Below are 19,848 nucleotides of genomic sequence, written 5' to 3'. Positions count from 1 at the left end.
CGTCGCACCCCCGTTTCCGTTGACCAAAGACATGGGGCCCCGGCCGATGTCGGCGGCAGGCGGCAGGCAGCAGGCGCCCGAGGCCCGTGCCGCTCCTCGTGCTGGCGTCGGCCGCATGAGACCGCGAACGGAGTGCACCGGGCTCGACCACACTCGTCGATGTCGGCGTCGGCGCACTCGACCGTCAACCGGGGGTCAGCCCTCGGCTTCGGTCCTCGGGCCGGACGTGTCAGCGAGGCGAGTCGGGTGAGCGGGTGGGCAGGAAAGGGCTGGGCCGGAAGTCACTAGTGGTAGTGGCGCCAGGCCAGCACCCCCGCCGCGGCCACCGCGACGCTCGCGCCGCCCACGACGACCGCCTCCCTCGGCACCCGCTCCCACGCGGAGTGCACCCTCGCCTTCACATCGGCCTTGGCGGCCAGCTCCTCGACCGTGTCGCCGAGCTGCGCCCGGGTCTGCTCGATCTGCCGCCGTAGTTCGTCGGGCCCCTTGGCGCCCACCGAACCATTGGTCGCGCCGCCGGAAGCTCCGGTCGTGCCGGATGTGTGCGTCATCGCCGAGCCCTCCCCTTGATCTCGTCCACGTCGGCCTTGACGCTGTCGAGCGCCAGCTCCGGCCGAGGGGGTGTGGCCCGCCGCAGCTGCGCGCGCCCCATGGCGGCCAGCACTCCGGCGATCACGAACAGCACACCCATGACGATGAGCGCGGCGGCCCACACGTCCAGCACCAGCGACAGCGCCGCGACTCCGGCGCCGGCCAGCGTCATGAACCCCACATAGGCGACGGCGCCGGCCGCGCCGAGGAGCCCACCGCCGCGCCCGGCGCGCCGCCCCTTCTCCGCCAGCTCCTCCTTCGCGAGGGCGACCTCCTGTCGTACGAGCAGGGAGAGCTGTTCGGTGGCCTGCCCCACCAGCTCGCCCACGGAGTGATGATCGTGTTCTACCGGCCCCGGACGCGCGGATCGCACAGAGCGCACGAATCGCGTGGGCCTGGTCTCGGTGGTCCCGGTCACGGTGTCGCCTCCTCACACATCGGGACGCCCCGAGTACCCGCACCGGCCCGCGCTACCCCTGCGTCACCAGCGCGTTCTGCCATGGCCGGGCAGGCGGCACCCCCACCTGTAGCAATGCTTCGCGATACCTCGTAGAAGAATTAAGTGGAGCTTCACAATGAGCCCGCCGAGACTACCCCCATGACACGCATCCACCGCCCCGCCCCCTTCGGCCGCGGCCTCTGCGCGATGGTCACGCCCTTCACCTCGTCCGGCACTCTCGACCTCGACGGGGCGCAGCGGCTGGCCGACCGGCTGGTGCGGGAGGGGTGCGAGGGGCTGGTGCTGTCCGGTACGACGGGTGAGTCGCCGACGACGTCGGACACGGAGAAGACGGAACTGATCCGTGCGGTGCGTGCGGCGGTCGGCGGGCGGGCCACGATCGTGGCGGGGGTGGGCACCGCCGACACCCGGCACACCGTGGAGCTGGCGCTGGCGGCCGAGAAGGCGGGGGCGGACGGCCTGCTGGCGGTCACGCCGTACTACAGCCGACCTCCGCAGGACGCCGTGGAGGCCCACTTCCGCGAGCTGGCCGACGCCTCGGGGCTGCCCGTCGCCCTGTACGACATCCCCGGCCGCACCGGTACCCGTATCGAACCGGAGACCATGATCCGGCTGGCGGACCATCCCCGGATCGTGGCGGTGAAGGACTGCGCGTACGACCTCCTCGGCACCCAGAAGGTGCTGGCGGAGACGGAGTTGGCGTACTACACGGGCTGCGACGAGTACGTCCTCGCGCTGTACGCGCTCGGCGGGTCCGGCTATGTGGGTACGGTCGCGAACGCGGTGCCCCGGCACTTCCGTTCGATCCTCGACGCCTACGACGCGGGCGACACCGGCGAGGCGGCCCGCCTCCAGCGGCTGACCGTCCCGCTCACCGAGCTGATGATGGCCCGCGGCCTCCCCGGCTCCGTCACGGCCAAGGCGCTCCTCGGCCGGCTCGGTCTCCCGTCCGGCCCGGTCCGCGCACCGCTGCGGCCCGCCGGTCAGGAGGTGACCGACGGGCTGCTGGCGGCTTACGAGGAACTCGTCGGCTCCGGCACCCGGTAGGGGGGTCAGTCGGCCCAGCGTTCGGTGAACACCGGGACCCAGCGGCCGGGGTAGTCGGCGGAAGCCTTGCGGAACCCGCTGAGCTGAACGACCTTGTCGCTGCCGATCGTGAGGAGGATGAGCTGGTTGCGGAACTCACCCTTGCCGCTGCACCTCTTGGGGTCGCAGCCCCAGGCGATGATCCGCTCGTCGTCCGCCCAGGCCAGGAGTTGCTGGCCCGGCACCGTCGTGACCCTCTTGCCGGTGCGCGAGTCGACGATCGCGGAGGAGATCTTCTCCCCCTCCCCGGCGAACTCGCCCCCGATCAGTTTCCCGTCGGGCGACAGACCGGCCTCCGCGTAGTTCACGTACTTCTCGGCGGCGGGCACATCGATCTTGTCGCCCTTCAGGTCGTAGTACTGCCGGAACGGCTTCTCCCCGATGTCCGAGAATACGGACCGGCCGTCCTCACTCCACTCCATGTCCTCCCGGCTGTTGTAGAAGAAGCCCCACTCGTCCTTCCACTGCGGTGCCTTGTGCCAGGTCTCCTCACCCGAGTCCACGTCCACGAAGGAGAACCCCGTACGGCTGGGGAGGGGGCCCGGCACTTCCTTCCCGTTGACGCTCTGCGGGTGGTCGGCGAAGTTGCGGTCGGGGTTCTTGGAGTACGTCGTCGCGAGGAGCTTGGTGCCGTCCGGGGAGAATTCGACGGACGCGACGCCGTGGTCCACCGGGATCCAGCGGTCCACCTTGCCTGTGATCATGTCGAGCAGCCCGATCCGCCTGGCGGGCAGTTCGCCCTCCAGTACGGCCGCGGTGCGCATACCGGGTGCGACATCCAGGAAGGCCCACTCGGTCTTGCGGTACTGGGCCGTCTTCTGGTCGAGGAGGCCGTACACGCGGGTGTTGACGATGTCCCCGCCCGGCTGCTTGACCGCCTCGCGCACATAGAACGCGGAGAGCGCGGTGTCGCCCGCCGCGATCATGTTCCGCGGCGGCGACTGGTCGGGGTGACCGATGATGTCGCTCTTGTTCATCTCGCTGGCGGGCCGCACCTCGTCCCCGCCGTCGGTCGTCAGCAGGGGCACGCCCACCGCGACGGCCACGACCGCGGCCGTGGCGGCGGCGGTGCCCGCGATCGCGCGGGTCCGGCGGCGGCGCCGGACGGTCAACACCCGTTCGGCGAAGTCCGCCCCCAGGGGCGGCTGTTCGGCAGCCTGCTCACGCAGGGAGTCACGCACGAGTTCGTCGACGTTCACGGACGCACCTCCACGGGCGAGAAGTCACGGGACGGCTGCTGCTCGGCCGCTGCGGGGCCGAGTCCGGCCAGCTCGGGCGCGAGTTCGCGCAGTCGGGCGAGCGAGCGGTGGGTCGTGGACCGGACCGTCCCCACGGAGCACCCGAGGATCCGCGCCACGTCGCCCTCCGGCAGGTCCTCGAAGTAGCGGAGCACGAGCACGGTCCGCTGCCGGGCGGTCAGCCGGGCCAGCGCCCCGCGCATCACCAGCCGCAGCTCCACACCGGCCACTCCGTCGACGGCACCGCCGCTCTCGGGCGGCTCGGCGACGGTCAGCTCCCGCCGCCGCCACTTCAGCCGCCACCGGCTGACCTGCTGCCGGTAGAGGATCCGCCGTACGTACGCCTCAGGCTCGTCGATCCGCTGCCAGCGCCCGGCTGCCTTGATCAGCGCGTTCTGCAGCAGGTCCTCGGCGGCGTGCCGATCCCCGCCGCTCAGCAGTACGGCCGTCTTCAGCAGTGCCGACGACCGCCCGGCCACGAACTCCCGGAAACTCTCCTGCCCCGCGGCATCCATCGTCACCTTCTCTTCCCCCGGCGGGCCCTGTGTCCGCCCTGTGCCCCATGAGACGCCTCGTCCCGCCCACCGCTATGCCAGCCCGACGAAGAAAGTGCCGGGGAACGGGTCCGGGGCCCGCACGCGTGTGAACGCGTACGGGCCCCGGACCGCGTGACGGCCGTGCCGTGCCGGTCAGCCCCAGCGGTACCCGTCGCCGAACAGCAGGGTGTGCTCCAGCACGTCCTCCATCGGGTCGTCGACCTGCCCGACGTTGACGAGCCCGATCCGGGGGCCGTTGTGCGAGGCCTTGTTGGTCTCGTCGGCGTGCGCGGCTCCGGCCGACACCCCGCACAGCAGCACCGTGGCCAGCCCTGCCATGACCACTCGTGCCACGGTCCCCGCCCGGTCGTTCCTCATGCCTCGGCTCCTCATCTCATCGGTTCGGCCACTGATCGGACACTGCGTCCGACAGTTCATCTGCCTGCACCGGAAGGAGGTCACGCCGAGCAACCCTTACGGGGTCAGTTGTGGCTGTGCAGGATCTCGTTCAGACCGCCCCAGACCGCGTTGTTCGGGCGGGCCTCGACCGTGCCGGTGACCGAGTTGCGGCGGAAGAGGATGTTCGAGGCGCCGGAGAGCTCGCGGGCCTTGACGACCTGGCCGTCGGGCATGGTGACGCGGGTGCCGGCGGTGACGTACAGGCCGGCCTCGACGACGCACTCGTCGCCCAGCGCGATGCCGACGCCCGCCTCGGCGCCGACCAGGCAGCGCTCGCCGATGGAGATGATGACGTTGCCGCCGCCGGAGAGCGTGCCCATGGTGGAGGCACCGCCGCCGATGTCCGAGCCGTCGCCGACGACGACACCGGCGGAGATCCGGCCCTCGACCATCGACGTGCCGAGGGTGCCGGCGTTGAAGTTGACGAAGCCCTCGTGCATGACCGTGGTGCCCTCGGCGAGGTGCGCGCCGAGCCGGACCCGGTCGGCGTCGGCGATCCGGACGCCCTTGGGGGCCACGTAGTCCGTCATCCGCGGGAACTTGTCGACGGACGTGACCTGGAGGTGCAGACCCTCGGCACGCGCGTTGAGTCGCACCTTCTCCAGCTCGTCGACGGCGACCGGGCCGAGCGAGGTCCAGGCGACGTTGGCGAGGAGGCCGAAGATGCCGTCCAGGCTCTGGCCGTGCGGCTTGACCAGGCGGTGGGAGAGCAGGTGGAGACGGAGGTAGGCGTCGTGCGTGTCGATCGGCTTCTCGTCGAGCGAGGAGATGACCGTACGGACCGCGACGACCTCGACGCCCCGGCGGGTGTCCTGACCGATCGCGGCGGTCGCGCCGCCGCCCAGCAGCTCCGTGGCCCGCTCGGCGGTCAGCCGCTCGGTGCCGGCGGGGCCGGGCTCGGCGGTGAGCTCGGGCGCGGGGTACCAGGTGTCGAGAACGGTGCCGTCGGCGGCGATCGTGGCGAGGCCGGCGGCCACGGCGCCGGTGGTACGAGGAGCAGTCGTGTCGGTCATGAGGGCAACCTAACCGGGAGGGGGGCACGCAGGCCAACCCGCGGCGCGGGCGTCTCAGGAGCCGGGCACGTCATGGACGTGCGCCACGGGCCCGTGGTGCCGGGCGGCCCGCCCACCCCCGTGGGGCGGGCCGCCCGTGTCGCGGGGGCGTCAGCCGCGTCGGCCGGGCTCGTCGACGACGGCGGCGGCGGCGGTGAAGGCCTTGCCGGAGACCATCTTCCCGTCCCGGAGCATCCGGTCGCCGAGCACGTCGAACGTCACCGGATCGAGCAGCCACTCCCGCTCGACGCGTTCGTCTCCCGAGTCGTTTCCGCTGTAGCGGAGGGCGATCGCCCGGTGCCCGGCCGCGTCCTCGACCATGTGATCGACCACGTCGAGGTGCGGCAGCGTGGCGAGAGCCCGGTACAGGCCCGCCAGCCCGTCGGGCGGCTTGATCGGGGCGCCCAGCAGGCCGGAGATCTCCCTGTAGTCGCTGTGCGTCCGGTCGCTGTCGTTCTCGTCGGACACCGCGTTCTCGTTCCGGAGCACCCTGAGCGCGCCCTGCGCGTCGGGAGGCAGGGAGTCGAGGAGGCGGTACATCTCGCGCGGGGAGCGCCCGTCGTCCTCCTCGGTGCCGTTCTCGGCCTCGTTCTCCATGTCCGTCCGGTCGACGACGACCGTGGGGTTCTGCTCGTCGACCTCGGCGTCCACCAAGGCCATCTCCCCGCCGTCGTACCGGACCCATCTCTCGTCGGTGAAGTCATTGTCCGAGAGGCTCTTCGCGAGAACCGGCGTGTATTCGAGCGCGTGTCTGGTGTAGATCCACTGCTTGGCCCGCGGCTCGGGGACCGACGGCGCACCCTCCACCGCCCGCGCCGCCCGTTCCAGCAGCTCGGCCGCGCTCATCCCCTTCAGGTCCCCCTCCGTCAGTGTCGCCGGTGTCGTCAGCCCCCGGGTGTCCTCACCGCCCACCAGCAGCGACGCGGTCACCACCACCGCCGTGACGGCCGCCGCGACGCCGATGATCACGAACCTCGGCCGCGCCCACACCCGGTGCCGCCGCCCTTCGGTCCCCGCCACGGCCACCAGCCGGGCCCGGCCAGGGGCGAGGCGGGCCCGGTCGGGGGTCGGCGCCCCGGAACGCAACTGCCGCACCTCGGTCAACTCGTCCACGTCAGACCACCTCCGCCGTGTCGCCGACGAACGCCGGATCGGCCCCCAGCGCCGTACGCACCTTGCGCCGCGCGCGGTTGAGCCGCGAGCGGACCGTTCCCACGGGAATGTCGAGGGCCTGGGCGACCTCCTGGTAGCCGAGGTCGGCCCAGGCGACGAGCAGCAGGACGTGCCGGTCCCCCGCCGGCAGTGCCGCCAACGCCCCGGCGAGCGGCCCCTGCGCCGCCACCCGGTCGTCGGTCCGCTCGACCCAGGTCTCGCTCCAGGACGCGGCGACCGGGTCGTGTCCGGTGCGGGCCAGCGCCTTGAGCGCCCGGACCTCCGTACGGCGGTGCTTGCCGATGAGGTTGCCCGCGATGCCGTACAGCCAGGGGCGGGCGTTGGGGTGGGCCCGGTCGTAGCGGGCCCGGATGCGGAACGCCGTCAGGAAGGTGTCGGCGGTGATGTCGTCGGCGATGGAGTCACCGAGGCGCCGGGCCACGTACCGGTGGATGTCCGGCGCGTAGCGGTCGTAGAGCCGCGCGAACACCTCGGGCTGTTCCAGCGACCGGGCGACGACCTCGGCATCGTCCGCCCCGCGCGCGTCCGCCCCGGCCGCCTGTGGCGGCGGTCCGCTCACCGGGTTCTCTCCCCGCTCGTCACAACCGCTCTCCTCGCCTGTTCACCGTGTTCGCCGTGATCGCCGTGTTCCTGTCACCCCTTGTTGCCCGATGGCCCGAGGAAGGTTCACGGTTCACGCGAAGTCGTGCGGGGAGGTGCGTCGTGGCAGCCGACGGACGACGGTACAGGCACCCGCCGGGGCGTGGTTCAGGGGATGACGCGCGCCAGGACCTCCCGCGCGTACCGTTCGTCGTAGGGCGCCCCGGTCAGCAGGACCTGGAGGCAGATGCCGTCGATGAGGGCGACCAGGGCCCGCGCGGTCACCGGGTCGGTGCGCTCGGCGAGGCAGTCGGCGAAGCCCCGGCCCCATTCGTCGGCGACGGGCCGCAGGGCGGGGCGGCGCAGGGCTGCGAGGTAGAGCTCGTACTCCACCTCCAGGCCCGTGCGGTCGCCGGCGAACCATTCGCCGCCCAGCGCGGCCAGTTCGGCGGCGAGGTCGGTGCCGGGGTCGCGCAGGGCCTCGCGGGCGGCGAAGGTCTTCGCGTAGCGCTCGTTGCCCTGCCGCAGCGCGGCGACCATCAGATCGTCCAGGGTCTTGAAGTGGTACGTCGTCGAACCGAGGGGAACGTCCGCCTCGGCGGCCACGGTGCGGTGGCTCAGCCCGGCGATGCCCTTCTCCCCCACCACCCGGATCGCCGCGTCGATGATCCGCTGCCGCCGCTCGGGGTCGTAGCGCCGGGCCATCAGTGGGCGCCTCCCAGGTTCAGCACCACGACCCCCGCGATGATCAGCACGATCCCGGCGACCTTGGCGAAGCTCAACCCCTCGTCGAAGAGCACCAGTCCGATGGCGGCGACCGCCGCGGTGCCGACGCCGGACCAGATGGCGTACGCCGTGCCGATCGACATCGACTTCAGCGCCTGGGCCAGCAGGACGAAGGAGATGAGGTATCCCACTCCGGTGACCAGCGAGGGCCACAGCTTGCTGAAGCCCTCGCTGTACTTCATGGCGGTGGTGGCGGCCACTTCGGCGGCTATGGCCGTGGCGAGCAACAGATATCCCATGTGTACGATCGTACACATGATGCGTACGCCTGTACACATCGCGCGTCACAGGCGCGCTTATGGGCGGAATTGACCAGCGCGGACGGCCAAGAGGCCCTGCGTTCGGGGCCGTTCCGTTATGGAAGCGCTCTCCGAATGGGCTCCCCGCACACCCCTTGGTCCACTACTGTTTCAACGGTCAATCTCCCGATTGTGTGACGACCGCCAGGGTTTGCACACACGGGTGACACGTACCACCCTCCCTGACCCGCATGACGATTCACGTCCGCCTTGGGCCGACGCCGAAGGAACCGCGCATGCCGCCAAAGAAGCCCGGACCTGATCCGGCCGAGACCACGCCCAACCTTCCGGTGCTCAGATCCGCGAAGGTGTGGGAGACCGGTGTCGCCCCGAACGACACCCGAATACCGGGTACGCGCCGCCTCTGGCTGGCCGGCGCCCTGGCCCTCGCCGTCGTGTCGTCGTGCGTCACCGCGATCACCCTCCAGGGCAGCGGACCTGACGACTCGTCGTCGAAGAACGGGCGCACCACCACCGCCGGTGAGGACCGCGTTCTGCCCTCCCTCTCCCTCCCGCCCGCGTCGCCCCCCGCGACCTCGGCGCCGGACGGCAAGAGCGGGCTGTCGGAGCCCCAGGGCTCCGAGGTCGACTCGAAGAACGGCGACGACGGCGAGAAGGACAAGGACACCGGCTCCAAGGACGAGGACGCGTCCGACGACAAGCAGCAGGGCGGTGCGAACCCGACCAGCGAGCCGTCGAAGGCCCCCGCGCCCACCAAGAAGTCGCCGTCCACCTCGACGACGCGCAAGTCCGTACGGTCCGTCAACTACCCGGACCGCTACTGGCATCTGCGCGACGGGGCGATCCAGCTGGACCAGGTGAGCTCCCGCAGCGGCAGCGAGACCAAGGAGGACTCCTCCTTCAAGGTCGTCTCCGGCCTCGCGAACTCCTCCTGCTACTCCTTCCGCATGACGGACGGCCGCTACGTGCGCCACCAGAACTTCGTGCTCCGCGCGTCCGGCCACGACGGCTCCCGCCTCTTCACGCAGGACGCCACCTTCTGCCCCCGCTCGGGCTATTCGGGCTCGGTCATGCTGGAGTCGGTGAACTATCCCGGCTACTTCGTGCGCCACCGCAATTTCCAGCTCCGCCTGGAACGCGCCGAGCACAGCGGCTACTTCTACGCGGACGCCACGTACAACCTGGTGAAGGGCTTCTCCTGACCGGACGCCACCACCGCGGACATGGGTGTGGCCCCCGGCGAACCGCCGGGGGCCACACCCATGTCACAGCTCTCAGACGTTGAACCCGAGCGCCCGCAGCTGCTCGCGACCGTCGTCGGTGATCTTGTCGGGGCCCCACGGGGGCATCCAGACCCAGTTGATACGGAGTTCGTTGACGAGGCCGTCCGTGGCGGACTTGGCCTGGTCCTCGATGACGTCCGTCAGCGGACAGGCCGCCGAGGTCAGGGTCATGTCGATCGTCGCGATGTTCGCGTCGTCGATGTGGATGCCGTAGATCAGGCCCAGGTTGACGACATCGATGCCCAACTCGGGGTCCACGACGTCGTACAGGGCCTCGCGGACCTCCTCCTCGGAGGCCGGCTTCATCTCCAGGGTCTCGCTCATGCCGTCTTCCTTTCGACGTCGGCGTCGGCGCCCAGCGCCTGGGCCGTCGCGTCCTTCCACGCCATCCAGCTGAGGAGGGCGCACTTGACCCGGGCGGGGTACTTGGAGACACCGGCGAACGCGACCGCGTCCTCCAGCACCTCCTCCATCGCGTCGTCCGGCTCGATCTTCCCCTTGGACTGCATCAGCTCCAGGAAGGTCTCCTGGATCTTCCGCGCGTCCGCGAGGTCCTTGCCGACGAGAAGGTCGTTCAGCACGGAGGCCGAGGCCTGGCTGATCGAGCAGCCCTGGCCCTCGTACGACACGTCCGCGATGGTCGTGCCGTCGTACTTCACTCGCAGGGTGATCTCGTCGCCGCACGTCGGATTCACGTGGTGTACCTCGGCGTCACCGTCCCGCAAGCCCCGCCCGTGGGGGTGCTTGTAGTGGTCCAGGATGACTTCCTGGTACATCGAGTCCAGCTTCATGCGATCGCTCGTCCCCTCAGCCGAAGAAGTTCCGTACGTGCTCCAGGCCGTCGACCAGAGCATCGATCTCGGCCGGCGTGGAGTACAGATAGAACGACGCTCGGGTGGTCGCGGGAATTCCGTACCGCAGGCAGACGGGGCGGGCGCAGTGGTGGCCGACCCGGACCGCGATGCCCTGCTCGTCGAGGACCTGGCCCACGTCGTGCGGGTGGATGTCGCCGAGCGTGAAGGAGATCGCCGCGCCCCGGTCCTCGGCCGTGGCGGGGCCGATGATCCGGAGGTCCGGGACCTCCGTGAGCCGCTTCACCGCGTACTCGGTGATCGCGTGCTCATGGGCGAGGATCTTGTCCATGCCGATGGCGTTCAGGTAGTCGATCGCCGCGCCGAGGCCGACCGCCTGCGCGATCGGCGGGGTGCCCGCCTCGAACTTGTGCGGGGCGGGAGCGTACGTCGACGAGTGCATCGACACCGTCTCGATCATCTCGCCGCCGCCGAGGAACGGGGGCAGGTCCTCCAGGAGCTCCTGGCGGCCCCAGAGCACGCCGATGCCCGTCGGGCCGCACATCTTGTGGCCGGTGAAGGCCACGAAGTCGGCCTGGAGCGCCTGTACGTCCAGCGGCATGTGCGGTGCGGCCTGGGAGGCGTCGATGCAGACCAGGGCACCGACCTCCTGTGCCCGGCGCACTATCGCCTCGACGGGGTTCACGGTGCCGAGGATGTTGGACACCAGCACGAAGGAGACGATCTTCGTCTTCTCCGTGATGACCTCGTCGATGTTGGACAGGTCGAGCCGGCCGTCGTCGGTCAGCCCGAACCACTTCAGCTTCGCGCCCGTGCGCTGCGAGAGCAGCTGCCACGGCACGATGTTGGAGTGGTGCTCCATCTCCGTGATGACGATCTCGGTCTCGGCGTCCACGCGGTAGGGCTCGTCGGCCCAGCCCAGCATGTTCGCCACGAGGTTCAGCGACTCGGAGGCGTTCTTGGTGAAGATCACCTCGTCGCGGCTGGGCGCGTTGACGAACGCGGCGACCTTGTCCCGCGCGCCCTCGTACAGCGCCGTGGCCTCCTCGGCGAGCACATGCACACCGCGGTGGACGTTGGCGTTGTAGCGCTCGTAGTACTCGCTCAGGGCGTCCAGCACCTGGCGCGGCTTCTGCGAGGTCGCCGCGTTGTCCAGGTACACGAGCTTCCGCCCGTCGTGGACCTGACGGTCCAGGATGGGGAAGTCCTTGCGGATCGCCTCGGTGTCGAGGAGGCCCGGCAGCTGTGTCACGCGGATGCGCCACCCTTCGTGTATGCCTCGTAGCCCTCGTTCTCCAGCTTGTCGGCGAGCTCGGGGCCGCCCGACTCCACGATCTTGCCGCCTGCGAAGACATGCACGTGGTCGGGCTTGATGTAGCGCAGGATGCGCGTGTAGTGCGTGATCAGCAGGGTGCCGACCTCGCCGGTCTCGCGGACGCGGTTGACGCCCTCGGAGACGACCCGGAGCGCGTCGACGTCCAGACCGGAGTCCGTCTCGTCGAGGATCGCGACCTTCGGCCGGAGCAGCTCCAGCTGGAGGATCTCGTGACGCTTCTTCTCACCGCCGGAGAAGCCCTCGTTGACGTTGCGCTCGGCGAAGGCGGGGTCCATGTTGAGGCGCTGCATGGCCTCCTTGACCTCCTTCACCCAGGTGCGCAGCTTGGGGGCCTCGCCGCGGATGGCGGTGGCGGAGGTCCGCAGGAAGTTCGACACGGACACGCCCGGGACCTCGACCGGGTACTGCATCGCCAGGAACAGGCCCGCGCGGGCGCGCTCGTCGACGGACATCTCCAGGACGTCCTCGCCGTCGAGCAGCACGGTGCCGCCGGTGATCGTGTACTTCGGGTGACCCGCGAGGGAGTAGGCGAGGGTCGACTTGCCGGAGCCGTTGGGGCCCATGATGGCGTGCGTCTCGCCCTGCTTCACGGTGAGGTCGACGCCCTTGAGGATCTCCTTCGTGGCGTTGTCGGCCTCGACGGTGACGTGCAGGTCTCGGATTTCAAGCGTTGCCATGGGTGCCTCAGGACTCCTGGGTGAGGGAGACGAGCACGTCGTCCCCTTCGATCTTTACGGGGTAAACGGGGACGGGGCGCGTCGCGGGTAGGCCGGACGGCTTGCCGGTTCTGAGGTCGAACGCGGAGCCGTGCAGCCAGCACTCGATCTGACAGTCCTCCACCTCGCCCTCGGAGAGCGAGACGTTCGCGTGGGAGCAGATGTCGTGGATGGCGAACACCTCGCCCTCGGTCCGCACGACCGAGACCGGCGTGCCGTCGAGTTCCACCCGCTTCGGGGTGTCCTCCTCCAGCTCGCTCAGCCCGCAGGCGCGTACGTAGGTGGTCATCGACCCGATCCAGACACGGTCTCCAACTCCTCGTCGATCTTCGCGAGGAGGCGTTCCTGGATGTCGTCCACACCGATCTGCTGGACCAGCTCGGCGAAGAAGCCACGGACGACGAGGCGGCGGGCCTCGTCGGCCGGGATACCGCGGGCCATCAGGTAGAAGAGCTGCTCGTCGTCGAAGCGGCCGGTCGCCGAGGCGTGTCCGGCGCCGACGATCTCGCCGGTCTCGATCTCCAGGTTCGGCACCGAGTCGACCCGGGCACCGTCCGTGAGGACCAGGTTCCGGTTCATCTCGTAGGTGTCGGTGCCCTCGGCCTTGGCCTCGATCAGCACGTCGCCGACCCAGACCGCGTGGGCGCCGTCGCCCTGGAGCGCGCCCTTGTAGACCACGTTCGACTTGCAGTGCGGGGTGTTGTGGTCGACCAGGAGGCGGTGCTCCTGGTGCTGCCCCTTGTCGGTGAAGTAGAGCCCGAACAGCTCGGCCTCGCCGCCGGTTCCGGCGTAGGAGACACGGGGGTGGAGGCGGACGACGTCGCCGCCGAAGGTCACCACGACGGACTTGAAGCTCGCGTCCCGGCCGATGAGGGCGTTGTGCTGGGCCACGTGGACGGCCTTGTCGTCCCAGTCCTGGACGGAGACGACGGTCAGCTTGGCGCCGTCACCGAGGACGTAGTCGACGTTGGCGGCGAGCACGGCGTCACCGGTGTGGTCGATGACGACGACCGCCTCGGCGAAGGCGCCCAGCTCGATCACCTGGTGGGCGAAGGCGGTGTCCCCCTCCCCGTGCACGGCGATGCGGATGGGCTCGGCGAGGACCGTCTCCTTGGGGACGGTGATCACGCCGGCCTTCTCGAACGCCGAGTACGCCTGGGCGGCGACCCGGTCCACCGGGGTGCCGGCCCTGCCGAGGCGCGCGTCGTCACGACCGACGGCCTCGACGGTGACGCCCTCGGGGACCTGGACGTCGACCTTCAGGCCGTCGCCGGTGGCGACGGCGGTGCCGTCGTGCAGCCCGCGCAGGCGCTCCAGCGGGGTGAACCGCCACTCCTCCTCGCGGCCGTGCGGCACGGGGAAGTCCGCCACGTCGAAGGACGGGGGCGCGCTCATGCGCGTGGCGACGGTCGACTCTGCGGCCACCGCGATCTGGCCCGCGGTGGTGGACCCCACGGGGATGTTCTGAGCCTCAGCCATGGCTGTCGGTCTGCTCTCTTTCCTACGTCAGATTTCGCTAGCTGGTGATGGAGGGCAGGCCTTAGCCGACCGCGCCTTCCATCTGCAGCTCGATCAGCCGGTTGAGCTCCAGGGCGTACTCCATGGGCAGTTCCTTCGCGATCGGCTCGACGAAGCCGCGCACGATCATCGCCATCGCCTCGAACTCGCTCAGACCACGGCTCATCAGGTAGAAGAGCTGGTCCTCGGAGACCTTGGAGACGGTCGCCTCGTGGCCCATGGACACGTCGTCCTCACGGACGTCGACGTACGGGTAGGTGTCGGAACGGGAGATGGTGTCGACGAGAAGGGCGTCGCACAGCACGTTCGACTTGGATCCGGCGGCGCCCTCGCCGATCTCTACCAGACCGCGGTAGGAGGTACGGCCACCGCCACGCGCCACGGACTTCGACACGATGTTGGAGGAGGTGTTCGGCGCCATGTGGACCATCTTGGAGCCGGCGTCCTGGTGCTGGCCCTCGCCCGCGAAGGCGATGGAGAGGGTCTCGCCCTTGGCGTGCTCGCCCATCAGGTAGACGGCCGGGTACTTCATGGTGACCTTGGAGCCGATGTTGCCGTCGATCCACTCCATGGTCGCGCCCTCGTACGCCACGGCGCGCTTGGTGACCAGGTTGTAGACGTTGTTCGACCAGTTCTGGATGGTCGTGTAGCGGCAGCGGGCGCCCTTCTTCACGATGATCTCGACCACCGCGGAGTGCAGGGAGTCCGACTTGTAGATCGGAGCCGTGCAGCCCTCGACGTAGTGGACGTAGGCGTCCTCGTCGACGATGATCAGCGTCCGCTCGAACTGGCCCATGTTCTCCGTGTTGATACGGAAGTAGGCCTGGAGCGGGATCTCGACGTGCACACCCTTCGGCACGTAGATGAAGGAGCCGCCGGACCACACCGCGGTGTTCAGCGACGCGAACTTGTTGTCGCCGACCGGGATGACCGTCCCGAAGTACTCCTTGAAGAGCTCCGGGTGCTCCTTGAGCGCGGTGTCGGTGTCGAGGAAGATGACGCCCTGCTCCTCCAGGTCCTCGCGGATCTGGTGGTAGACGACCTCGGACTCGTACTGGGCCGCGACGCCCGCGACGAGGCGCTGCTTCTCCGCCTCGGGGATGCCGAGCTTGTCGTACGTGTTCTTGATGTCCTCGGGCAGGTCCTCCCAGGACTCCGCCTGCTTCTCCGTGGAGCGCACGAAGTACTTGATGTTGTCGAAGTCGATGCCCGACAGGTCCGAGCCCCAGTTCGGCATGGGCTTCTTCTCGAACAGGCGCAGGCCCTTGAGACGGAGCTTGGTCATCCACTCCGGCTCGTTCTTCTTGGCGGAGATGTCGCGGACGACGTCCTCGTTGATACCGCGCTTGGCAGATGCACCGGCCACGTCGGAGTCGGCCCAGCCGTATTCGTAGTTGCCCAGACCCTCGAGCTCGGGGTGGGCAGTCTCCTCGATGGGGAGCGTCATGCGGGGTTCCTCCCGGCGGTACGTGCTGATGCGGTGTCGTTGGCTGTCTTTGGAACTCTGGGGATGAACGTCGTGCAGACGCCGTCGCCGTGGGCGATGGTGGCCAGCCGCTGGACGTGCGTACCGAGCAGTTCACCGAAGAGCTCGGTCTCGGCCTCGCAGAGCTGCGGGAACTGCTCGGCCACATGGGCTACCGGGCAGTGGTGCTGGCAGAGCTGCTCACCCTGGTGGGGGTGGGGGGCACTGCGTGCCGTAGCAGCGTACCCGTCGGCACTCAAGGCCTTGGCCAGGGCTTCGGTCCTCGCTTCGGGGTCCGCGGCCTCGACGGCGGCGCGGTAGGGCCCGGCCTGGGCGGCGACCCGGGCGCGGGCGAAGGCGGCGACCGCCTGCTCCCCGCCCTCCTGGTCGGCGATCCAGCGGAGCGCGTCGGCGGCGAGCTTGTCGTAGGACTGGTCGAAGGCGTCCCGGCCGCAGTCCGTCAGGGCGAACACCTTGGCCGGGCGCCCGCGGGTACGCGTGCCGTAGACACGCTGCTCACGGGGTTGGACGACATCGTCGGAGACCAGTGCGTCGAGGTGCCGACGGACAGCCGCCTGGGTCAGTCCCAGACGCCCGGCGAGGTCGGCCACCGTGGACGGGCCGTGGGACAGGATGGACCGCGCGACCCGGTTGCGGGTGGACCGCTCACCGGTCGCGAGTTCCTCCTGCGGGGCCTCGCCGACGTTTTTCACAACGCCATTGTTGCGTAATTCCTCAGAGCGGGGCAAGCCGCGTCCGGCCGACCGGCGGTGCCGTGCATCACTTAGGCATACCTAAGCTGACCTGGGGAAACGATCACCGATCGATCAAACAGCTGGCGCCGCGAAGGCGGCTCGGGAAGACTGCCACACCATGTCGACAACCCCTCCCACCGGCCCACTTGTCACCCGCGCCGGCTTGGCGGCGGACCTGCGCACCGCCGGTGTCGAGCCCGGCGAGACCCTCCTCGTGCACACCTCGCTCAGCTCGCTCGGCTGGGTCTGCGGAGGCGCGGTGACGGTGGTGCACGCGCTGCTCGACGCACTCGGCCCGGACGGCACCCTGGTCGTTCCGACCCAGTCCGGCGACCTGTCGGATCCCGCGCTCTGGGCGCGTCCACCGGTCCCCGAGGAGTGGTGGGAGACCATCCGCGCCACCATGCCCGGCTACGACCCGGCGATCACCCCCACCCGCGGGGTCGGGGTGGTCCCCGAGACGGTGCGGACCTGGCCGGGCGCCCTGCGCAGCGCACACCCCCAGACGTCCTTCGCGGCGATCGGCCCGGGCGCGGCGGCGATCCTCGCCGACCACGCCCCCGACTGCCGCCTGGGCGAGCGCAGCCCCCTGGCCCGGCTGGAGGCGGCGGGCGCCCGGGTGCTGCTGCTCGGCGCCGGCTACGACGCCTGCACCTGCTTCCACCTGGCCGAGTACCGGATCCCCGCGCCGCTGGTCGAGGTCGGCCGTCCGGGTCCGGACGGCTGGGAGGTGGTGACCGAGGTGTCGATCGACTCGGACCGGTTCGACGAACTCGGGTACGACTTCGAACGCGACCGCGGCATCCCCCGGGCCAGGGCGGGCGCGGCGGACGTACGTCTGTTCCCGGTGGCCGACGCGGTGGCGTACGCCGAGCGCTGGCTCCCCGTGCACCGGCCTCGTGAGGAGGAGATCTCCGGACCCGCCCGCCTCGGCACCCGGCCGCGTACCTAGACTCGGGGCCATGCGAAGTGACCCCGTGGTCCAGGTCCGGTCCCTGGTGATGCGGTACGGCGACAAGACCGCGGTGGACGGCCTGGACCTGGTGGCCGGGGTGGGCGTGACGGCCGTGCTCGGGCCGAACGGCGCGGGCAAGACGACCACGATCGAGACCTGTGAGGGGTACCGGAAGCCGGACTCCGGCTCGGTCCTGGTGCTCGGCCTCGACCCGGTCCGCGAGGCCGCCGCGCTGCGCCCCCGGATAGGTGTGATGCTCCAGTCCGGCGGTGTCTACTCCGGCGCCCGCGCCGACGAGATGCTCCGCCACGTGGCCAAGCTGCACGCCCATCCCCTCGATGTGGACGCCCTCGTCGAGCGCCTGGGCCTCGGCGGCTGCGGCCGTACCACGTACCGGCGGCTCTCCGGCGGTCAGCAGCAGCGGCTCGCCCTCGCGATGGCCGTCGTCGGCCGGCCCGAGCTGGTCTTCCTCGACGAACCCACCGCCGGCCTCGACCCGCAGGCCCGCCGGGCCACCTGGGAGCTGGTCCGGGACCTGCGCGCGGACGGGGTCTCGGTCATCCTCACCACCCACTACATGGACGAGGCCGAACAGCTCGCGGACGACGTCGCGATCATCGACGGCGGCAGGGTCATGGCCCAGGGGTCGCCCGAGGCGCTGTGCCGGGGCGGCGCGGAGAACACCCTGCGCTTCACCGGCCGCCCGGCCCTCGACGTCGCCTCCCTGTTGAAGGCGCTCCCGGCGGACTCCACCGCCGTCGAACTGACGCCCGGTGTGTACCGGGTGACCGGCAAGATCGATCCGCAGCTCCTCGCGACCGTCACCTCCTGGTGCGCCCAGCACGGGGTGATGCCGGACCGGATCTCGGTGGAACGGCACACCCTCGAAGACGTCTTCCTGGAGCTCACGGGCAAGGAGCTGCGTTCATGAGCGCGCGTACGGGCACGGGCGCCTACACGCCGAAGCCGGGGGCCGCGCCGCTCTCCCGCATGATCGCGGCGCAGGCGGCGCTGGAGACGCGGATGCTGCTGCGCAACGGCGAGCAGCTGCTCCTGACGGTCGTCATCCCGACGCTGCTGCTGGTGCTGTTCGGCTCGGTGGACATCGTCGACACGGGTGAGGGCGAGGCGGTCGACTTCCTGGCGCCCGGTGTCCTGGCTCTCGCCGTGATGTCGACGGCGTTCACCGGGCAGGCCATCGCCACCGGCTTCGAGCGGCGCTACGGCGTGCTGAAGCGGCTGGCGGTCTCACCGCTCCCCCGCTGGGGCCTGATGGCGGCGAAGACCCTGTCCGTGCTGGTCACGGAGGCCCTCCAGGTCGTCCTGCTGACGGTGATCGCCTTCGCGATGGGATGGAACCCGCACGGGAACCCCTTCGCCGTGCTGCTCCTGCTGGTCCTCGGCACGGCCGCCTTCTCGGGCCTCGGTCTGCTGATGGCGGGCACGCTGAAGGCGGAGGCGACGCTGGCGGCGGCGAACCTCGTCTTCCTGCTGCTGCTGGTGGGCGGCGGTGTCGTGGTCCCGCTGGAGAAGTTCCCGGACGCGGCGCAGAGCGTGCTCGGGCTGCTGCCGATCGCGGCCCTGTCGGACGGGCTGCGGGACGTCCTGCAGCACGGCGCGGGGGTGCCGTGGGGCGACCTCGGGATCCTCGCCGGGTGGGCGGTGCTCGGGCTGGGCGCGGCGGCACGCTTCTTCCGCTGGGAGTAGCCGCAGGTCACAGGGGTCGGGGGGATGGTCCGACCCCCTCGTGAATACGTGCACAAGCGGCGGCCTACGATGGGGGGCGTGCCGAAAGTGACCCGTGACGACCTCGTCTCCGCCGCGCGCAACCCGCTCGCCTTCATCGCCGAACGCTGGACCCCGGACCCCAGAACGGTCCGGCGCGCGGCCCTCGCCGCCCTCGTCATGGCGGTGGTCATCGTGGTGACCGGCGGTGCCGTGCGGCTCACCGGGTCGGGCCTCGGCTGCCCGACCTGGCCGAAGTGCACGGACGACTCGCTCACCGCGACCCGTGAGATGGGCCTGCACGGATACATCGAGTTCGGCAACCGCCTGCTGACGTACGTGCTGTGCGCGGCGGTCGGCTGGGCGATCGTCGCGGCGCGCTCACAGAAGCCGATGCGACGCAGCCTCACCCGGCTGGGCTGGGCTCAGTTCTGGGTCGTCATGGGCAACGCGGTGCTCGGCGGCATCGTCGTGCTGGTCGGTCTCAACCCGTACACGGTGGCCGCGCACTTCATGCTGTCGACCGCGCTGATCGCCGTCGCCGCCGTGATGTGGCACCGCACCGGCGAGGGCGACTCGGCCCCGCGTCCGCTGGTCGGCCAGGCGGTGCGGCAGCTGGTGTGGGTCCTGGTCGGCGTGACGCTGCTGCTGATCGCGGTGGGCACGGTCGTCACCGGCGCGGGCCCGCACGCGGGTGACTCCAGCGAGGTCGAGCGCATCCCGTTGAACTGGGAGAACGTCACCAAGCTGCACGCCGTGCTGGCCTGGATCGTGGTGACGCTGACCTTCGCCCTGTGGTTCGTGCTCAAGGCCGTGGACGCCCCCGCCGGTCCGCTGCGCCGCACCCGCGACCTGTTCCTGATCCTCCTCGCGCAGGGCCTCCTCGGCTATGTGCAGTACTTCACCGACCTCCCCGAGGTCCTGGTCGGCGCCCATATGTTCGGCTCCTGCCTGGTGTGGATCGCGACCCTCCGGGTGCTGCTGTCGCTGCGGGAACGGCTGGTGGACGAGGTCGACGCGCCCGCTCCGGCGGCACAGACGCCGGTCGCGGCGCGCGGCTGAG

The 19,848-nt window shown here is 70.4% G+C and carries 24 protein-coding genes; 6 read left to right on the top strand and 18 right to left on the bottom strand.

Translation table 11 applies throughout. The features are described from left to right. Positions 1 to 284 precede the first annotated feature (284 nt). Together RM704_RS17830 and RM704_RS17825 are read right to left on the bottom strand one after the other, a co-directional pair. Positions 285 to 551: a DUF3618 domain-containing protein gene (locus RM704_RS17830; protein WP_033527144.1), complete on the bottom strand. Its 267-nt coding sequence runs from the start codon at positions 549 to 551 to the stop codon at positions 285 to 287. Continuing rightward, positions 548 to 1,009, bottom strand: a complete 462-nt coding sequence (locus tag RM704_RS17825) for a phage holin family protein (protein WP_033527145.1) — start codon at positions 1,007 to 1,009, stop codon at positions 548 to 550. Before RM704_RS17825 ends, RM704_RS17830 begins: the two co-directional genes overlap by 4 nt. A gap of 180 nt (positions 1,010 to 1,189) precedes the next feature. Here RM704_RS17825 and dapA point away from each other — a divergent pair, with 180 nt between their 5' ends. Beyond that, the gene (gene dapA, locus RM704_RS17820) at positions 1,190 to 2,098 is read left to right on the top strand and encodes a 4-hydroxy-tetrahydrodipicolinate synthase (RefSeq protein ID WP_033527146.1); all 909 of its coding nucleotides are present in this window, start codon (positions 1,190 to 1,192) and stop codon (positions 2,096 to 2,098) included. A 5-nt stretch (positions 2,099 to 2,103) separates the two neighbouring features. On the opposite strand, the gene RM704_RS17815 is transcribed toward dapA, so the two are convergent. The 8 genes from RM704_RS17815 to RM704_RS17780 all read right to left on the bottom strand — a co-directional run bounded on the left by RM704_RS17815 (position 2,104) and on the right by RM704_RS17780 (position 8,199). Then, on the bottom strand, positions 2,104 to 3,336 hold the full coding sequence (locus RM704_RS17815; protein ID WP_033527147.1) for a hypothetical protein: 1,233 nt from the start codon (positions 3,334 to 3,336) through the stop codon (positions 2,104 to 2,106). Continuing rightward, a complete protein-coding gene (locus tag RM704_RS17810) occupies positions 3,333 to 3,890 on the bottom strand; it encodes a SigE family RNA polymerase sigma factor (protein ID WP_033527168.1) in 558 nt (185 codons plus the stop codon). Before RM704_RS17810 ends, RM704_RS17815 begins: the two co-directional genes overlap by 4 nt. A 174-nt stretch (positions 3,891 to 4,064) precedes the next feature. Then, entirely contained in the window at positions 4,065 to 4,289 is a 225-nt protein-coding gene (locus RM704_RS17805) for a hypothetical protein (protein ID WP_033527148.1), read from the bottom strand. 104 nt (positions 4,290 to 4,393) lie between these two features. Further along, a complete protein-coding gene (gene dapD, locus RM704_RS17800) occupies positions 4,394 to 5,383 on the bottom strand; it encodes a 2,3,4,5-tetrahydropyridine-2,6-dicarboxylate N-succinyltransferase (RefSeq protein ID WP_033527149.1) in 990 nt (329 codons plus the stop codon). 150 nt (positions 5,384 to 5,533) lie between these two features. Further along, positions 5,534 to 6,535: a CU044_5270 family protein gene (locus RM704_RS17795; protein WP_033527150.1), complete on the bottom strand. Its 1,002-nt coding sequence runs from the start codon at positions 6,533 to 6,535 to the stop codon at positions 5,534 to 5,536. A gap of 1 nt (position 6,536) precedes the next feature. Then, positions 6,537 to 7,154 carry an RNA polymerase sigma factor gene (locus RM704_RS17790; RefSeq protein WP_033527151.1) on the bottom strand — a complete coding sequence of 206 codons (618 nt, stop codon included), beginning with the start codon at positions 7,152 to 7,154 and terminating at the stop codon, positions 6,537 to 6,539. A 188-nt stretch (positions 7,155 to 7,342) separates the two neighbouring features. Then, complete coding sequence (locus tag RM704_RS17785; protein ID WP_033527152.1) at positions 7,343 to 7,879, bottom strand: TetR/AcrR family transcriptional regulator; 537 nt, start codon at positions 7,877 to 7,879, stop codon at positions 7,343 to 7,345. Then, positions 7,879 to 8,199, bottom strand: a complete 321-nt coding sequence (locus RM704_RS17780; protein WP_033527153.1) for a DMT family transporter — start codon at positions 8,197 to 8,199, stop codon at positions 7,879 to 7,881. The genes RM704_RS17785 and RM704_RS17780 overlap by 1 nt, the downstream gene beginning before the upstream one ends. Before the next feature lie 296 nt (positions 8,200 to 8,495). On the opposite strand from RM704_RS17780, the gene RM704_RS17775 reads away from it, so the two are divergent. After that, positions 8,496 to 9,422, top strand: a complete 927-nt coding sequence (locus RM704_RS17775) for an AbfB domain-containing protein (protein ID WP_192829649.1) — start codon at positions 8,496 to 8,498, stop codon at positions 9,420 to 9,422. A gap of 72 nt (positions 9,423 to 9,494) precedes the next feature. Here the strand turns inward: RM704_RS17775 and RM704_RS17770 are convergent, their stop codons facing one another. The 8 genes from RM704_RS17770 to RM704_RS17735 all read right to left on the bottom strand — a co-directional run bounded on the left by RM704_RS17770 (position 9,495) and on the right by RM704_RS17735 (position 16,063). Beyond that, complete coding sequence (locus RM704_RS17770; RefSeq protein WP_020130530.1) at positions 9,495 to 9,827, bottom strand: metal-sulfur cluster assembly factor; 333 nt, start codon at positions 9,825 to 9,827, stop codon at positions 9,495 to 9,497. After that, positions 9,824 to 10,294, bottom strand: coding sequence for a Fe-S cluster assembly sulfur transfer protein SufU (sufU, locus tag RM704_RS17765; protein WP_033527154.1), 471 nt, complete (start codon positions 10,292 to 10,294; stop codon positions 9,824 to 9,826). Before sufU ends, RM704_RS17770 begins: the two co-directional genes overlap by 4 nt. A 16-nt stretch (positions 10,295 to 10,310) precedes the next feature. Beyond that, positions 10,311 to 11,567 carry a cysteine desulfurase gene (locus RM704_RS17760; RefSeq protein WP_033527155.1) on the bottom strand — a complete coding sequence of 419 codons (1,257 nt, stop codon included), beginning with the start codon at positions 11,565 to 11,567 and terminating at the stop codon, positions 10,311 to 10,313. After that, entirely contained in the window at positions 11,564 to 12,328 is a 765-nt protein-coding gene (gene sufC, locus RM704_RS17755; RefSeq protein WP_033527156.1) for a Fe-S cluster assembly ATPase SufC, read from the bottom strand. The genes RM704_RS17760 and sufC overlap by 4 nt, the downstream gene beginning before the upstream one ends. 7 nt (positions 12,329 to 12,335) lie before the next feature. After that, the gene (locus tag RM704_RS17750) at positions 12,336 to 12,656 is read right to left on the bottom strand and encodes a non-heme iron oxygenase ferredoxin subunit (RefSeq protein WP_033527157.1); all 321 of its coding nucleotides are present in this window, start codon (positions 12,654 to 12,656) and stop codon (positions 12,336 to 12,338) included. Then, positions 12,653 to 13,846, bottom strand: coding sequence for a Fe-S cluster assembly protein SufD (gene sufD / locus RM704_RS17745; protein WP_033527158.1), 1,194 nt, complete (start codon positions 13,844 to 13,846; stop codon positions 12,653 to 12,655). Before sufD ends, RM704_RS17750 begins: the two co-directional genes overlap by 4 nt. A 61-nt stretch (positions 13,847 to 13,907) precedes the next feature. Continuing rightward, the gene (sufB, locus tag RM704_RS17740) at positions 13,908 to 15,332 is read right to left on the bottom strand and encodes a Fe-S cluster assembly protein SufB (RefSeq protein ID WP_033527159.1); all 1,425 of its coding nucleotides are present in this window, start codon (positions 15,330 to 15,332) and stop codon (positions 13,908 to 13,910) included. Then, the gene (locus RM704_RS17735; protein ID WP_033527160.1) at positions 15,329 to 16,063 is read right to left on the bottom strand and encodes a helix-turn-helix transcriptional regulator; all 735 of its coding nucleotides are present in this window, start codon (positions 16,061 to 16,063) and stop codon (positions 15,329 to 15,331) included. The genes sufB and RM704_RS17735 overlap by 4 nt, the downstream gene beginning before the upstream one ends. Before the next feature lie 160 nt (positions 16,064 to 16,223). On the opposite strand from RM704_RS17735, the gene RM704_RS17730 reads away from it, so the two are divergent. The 4 genes from RM704_RS17730 to RM704_RS17715 all read left to right on the top strand — a co-directional run bounded on the left by RM704_RS17730 (position 16,224) and on the right by RM704_RS17715 (position 19,847). After that, the gene (locus RM704_RS17730; RefSeq protein WP_033527161.1) at positions 16,224 to 17,057 is read left to right on the top strand and encodes an AAC(3) family N-acetyltransferase; all 834 of its coding nucleotides are present in this window, start codon (positions 16,224 to 16,226) and stop codon (positions 17,055 to 17,057) included. 10 nt (positions 17,058 to 17,067) lie between these two features. Next, a complete protein-coding gene (locus tag RM704_RS17725; RefSeq protein WP_033527162.1) occupies positions 17,068 to 17,991 on the top strand; it encodes an ABC transporter ATP-binding protein in 924 nt (307 codons plus the stop codon). Next, positions 17,988 to 18,767, top strand: coding sequence for an ABC transporter permease (locus tag RM704_RS17720; protein WP_033527163.1), 780 nt, complete (start codon positions 17,988 to 17,990; stop codon positions 18,765 to 18,767). Before RM704_RS17725 ends, RM704_RS17720 begins: the two co-directional genes overlap by 4 nt. Before the next feature lie 69 nt (positions 18,768 to 18,836). Continuing rightward, complete coding sequence (locus RM704_RS17715) at positions 18,837 to 19,847, top strand: COX15/CtaA family protein (RefSeq protein ID WP_033527164.1); 1,011 nt, start codon at positions 18,837 to 18,839, stop codon at positions 19,845 to 19,847. Position 19,848: the final 1 nt, after the last annotated feature.

This window comes from Streptomyces gottesmaniae (assembly GCF_031845845.1).
GTDB lineage: Bacteria > Actinomycetota > Actinomycetes > Streptomycetales > Streptomycetaceae > Streptomyces > Streptomyces akebiae.
The sequence above is the reverse complement of the archived record's forward strand: the minus strand, read 5'-3'. Positions and strand labels throughout refer to the sequence as shown.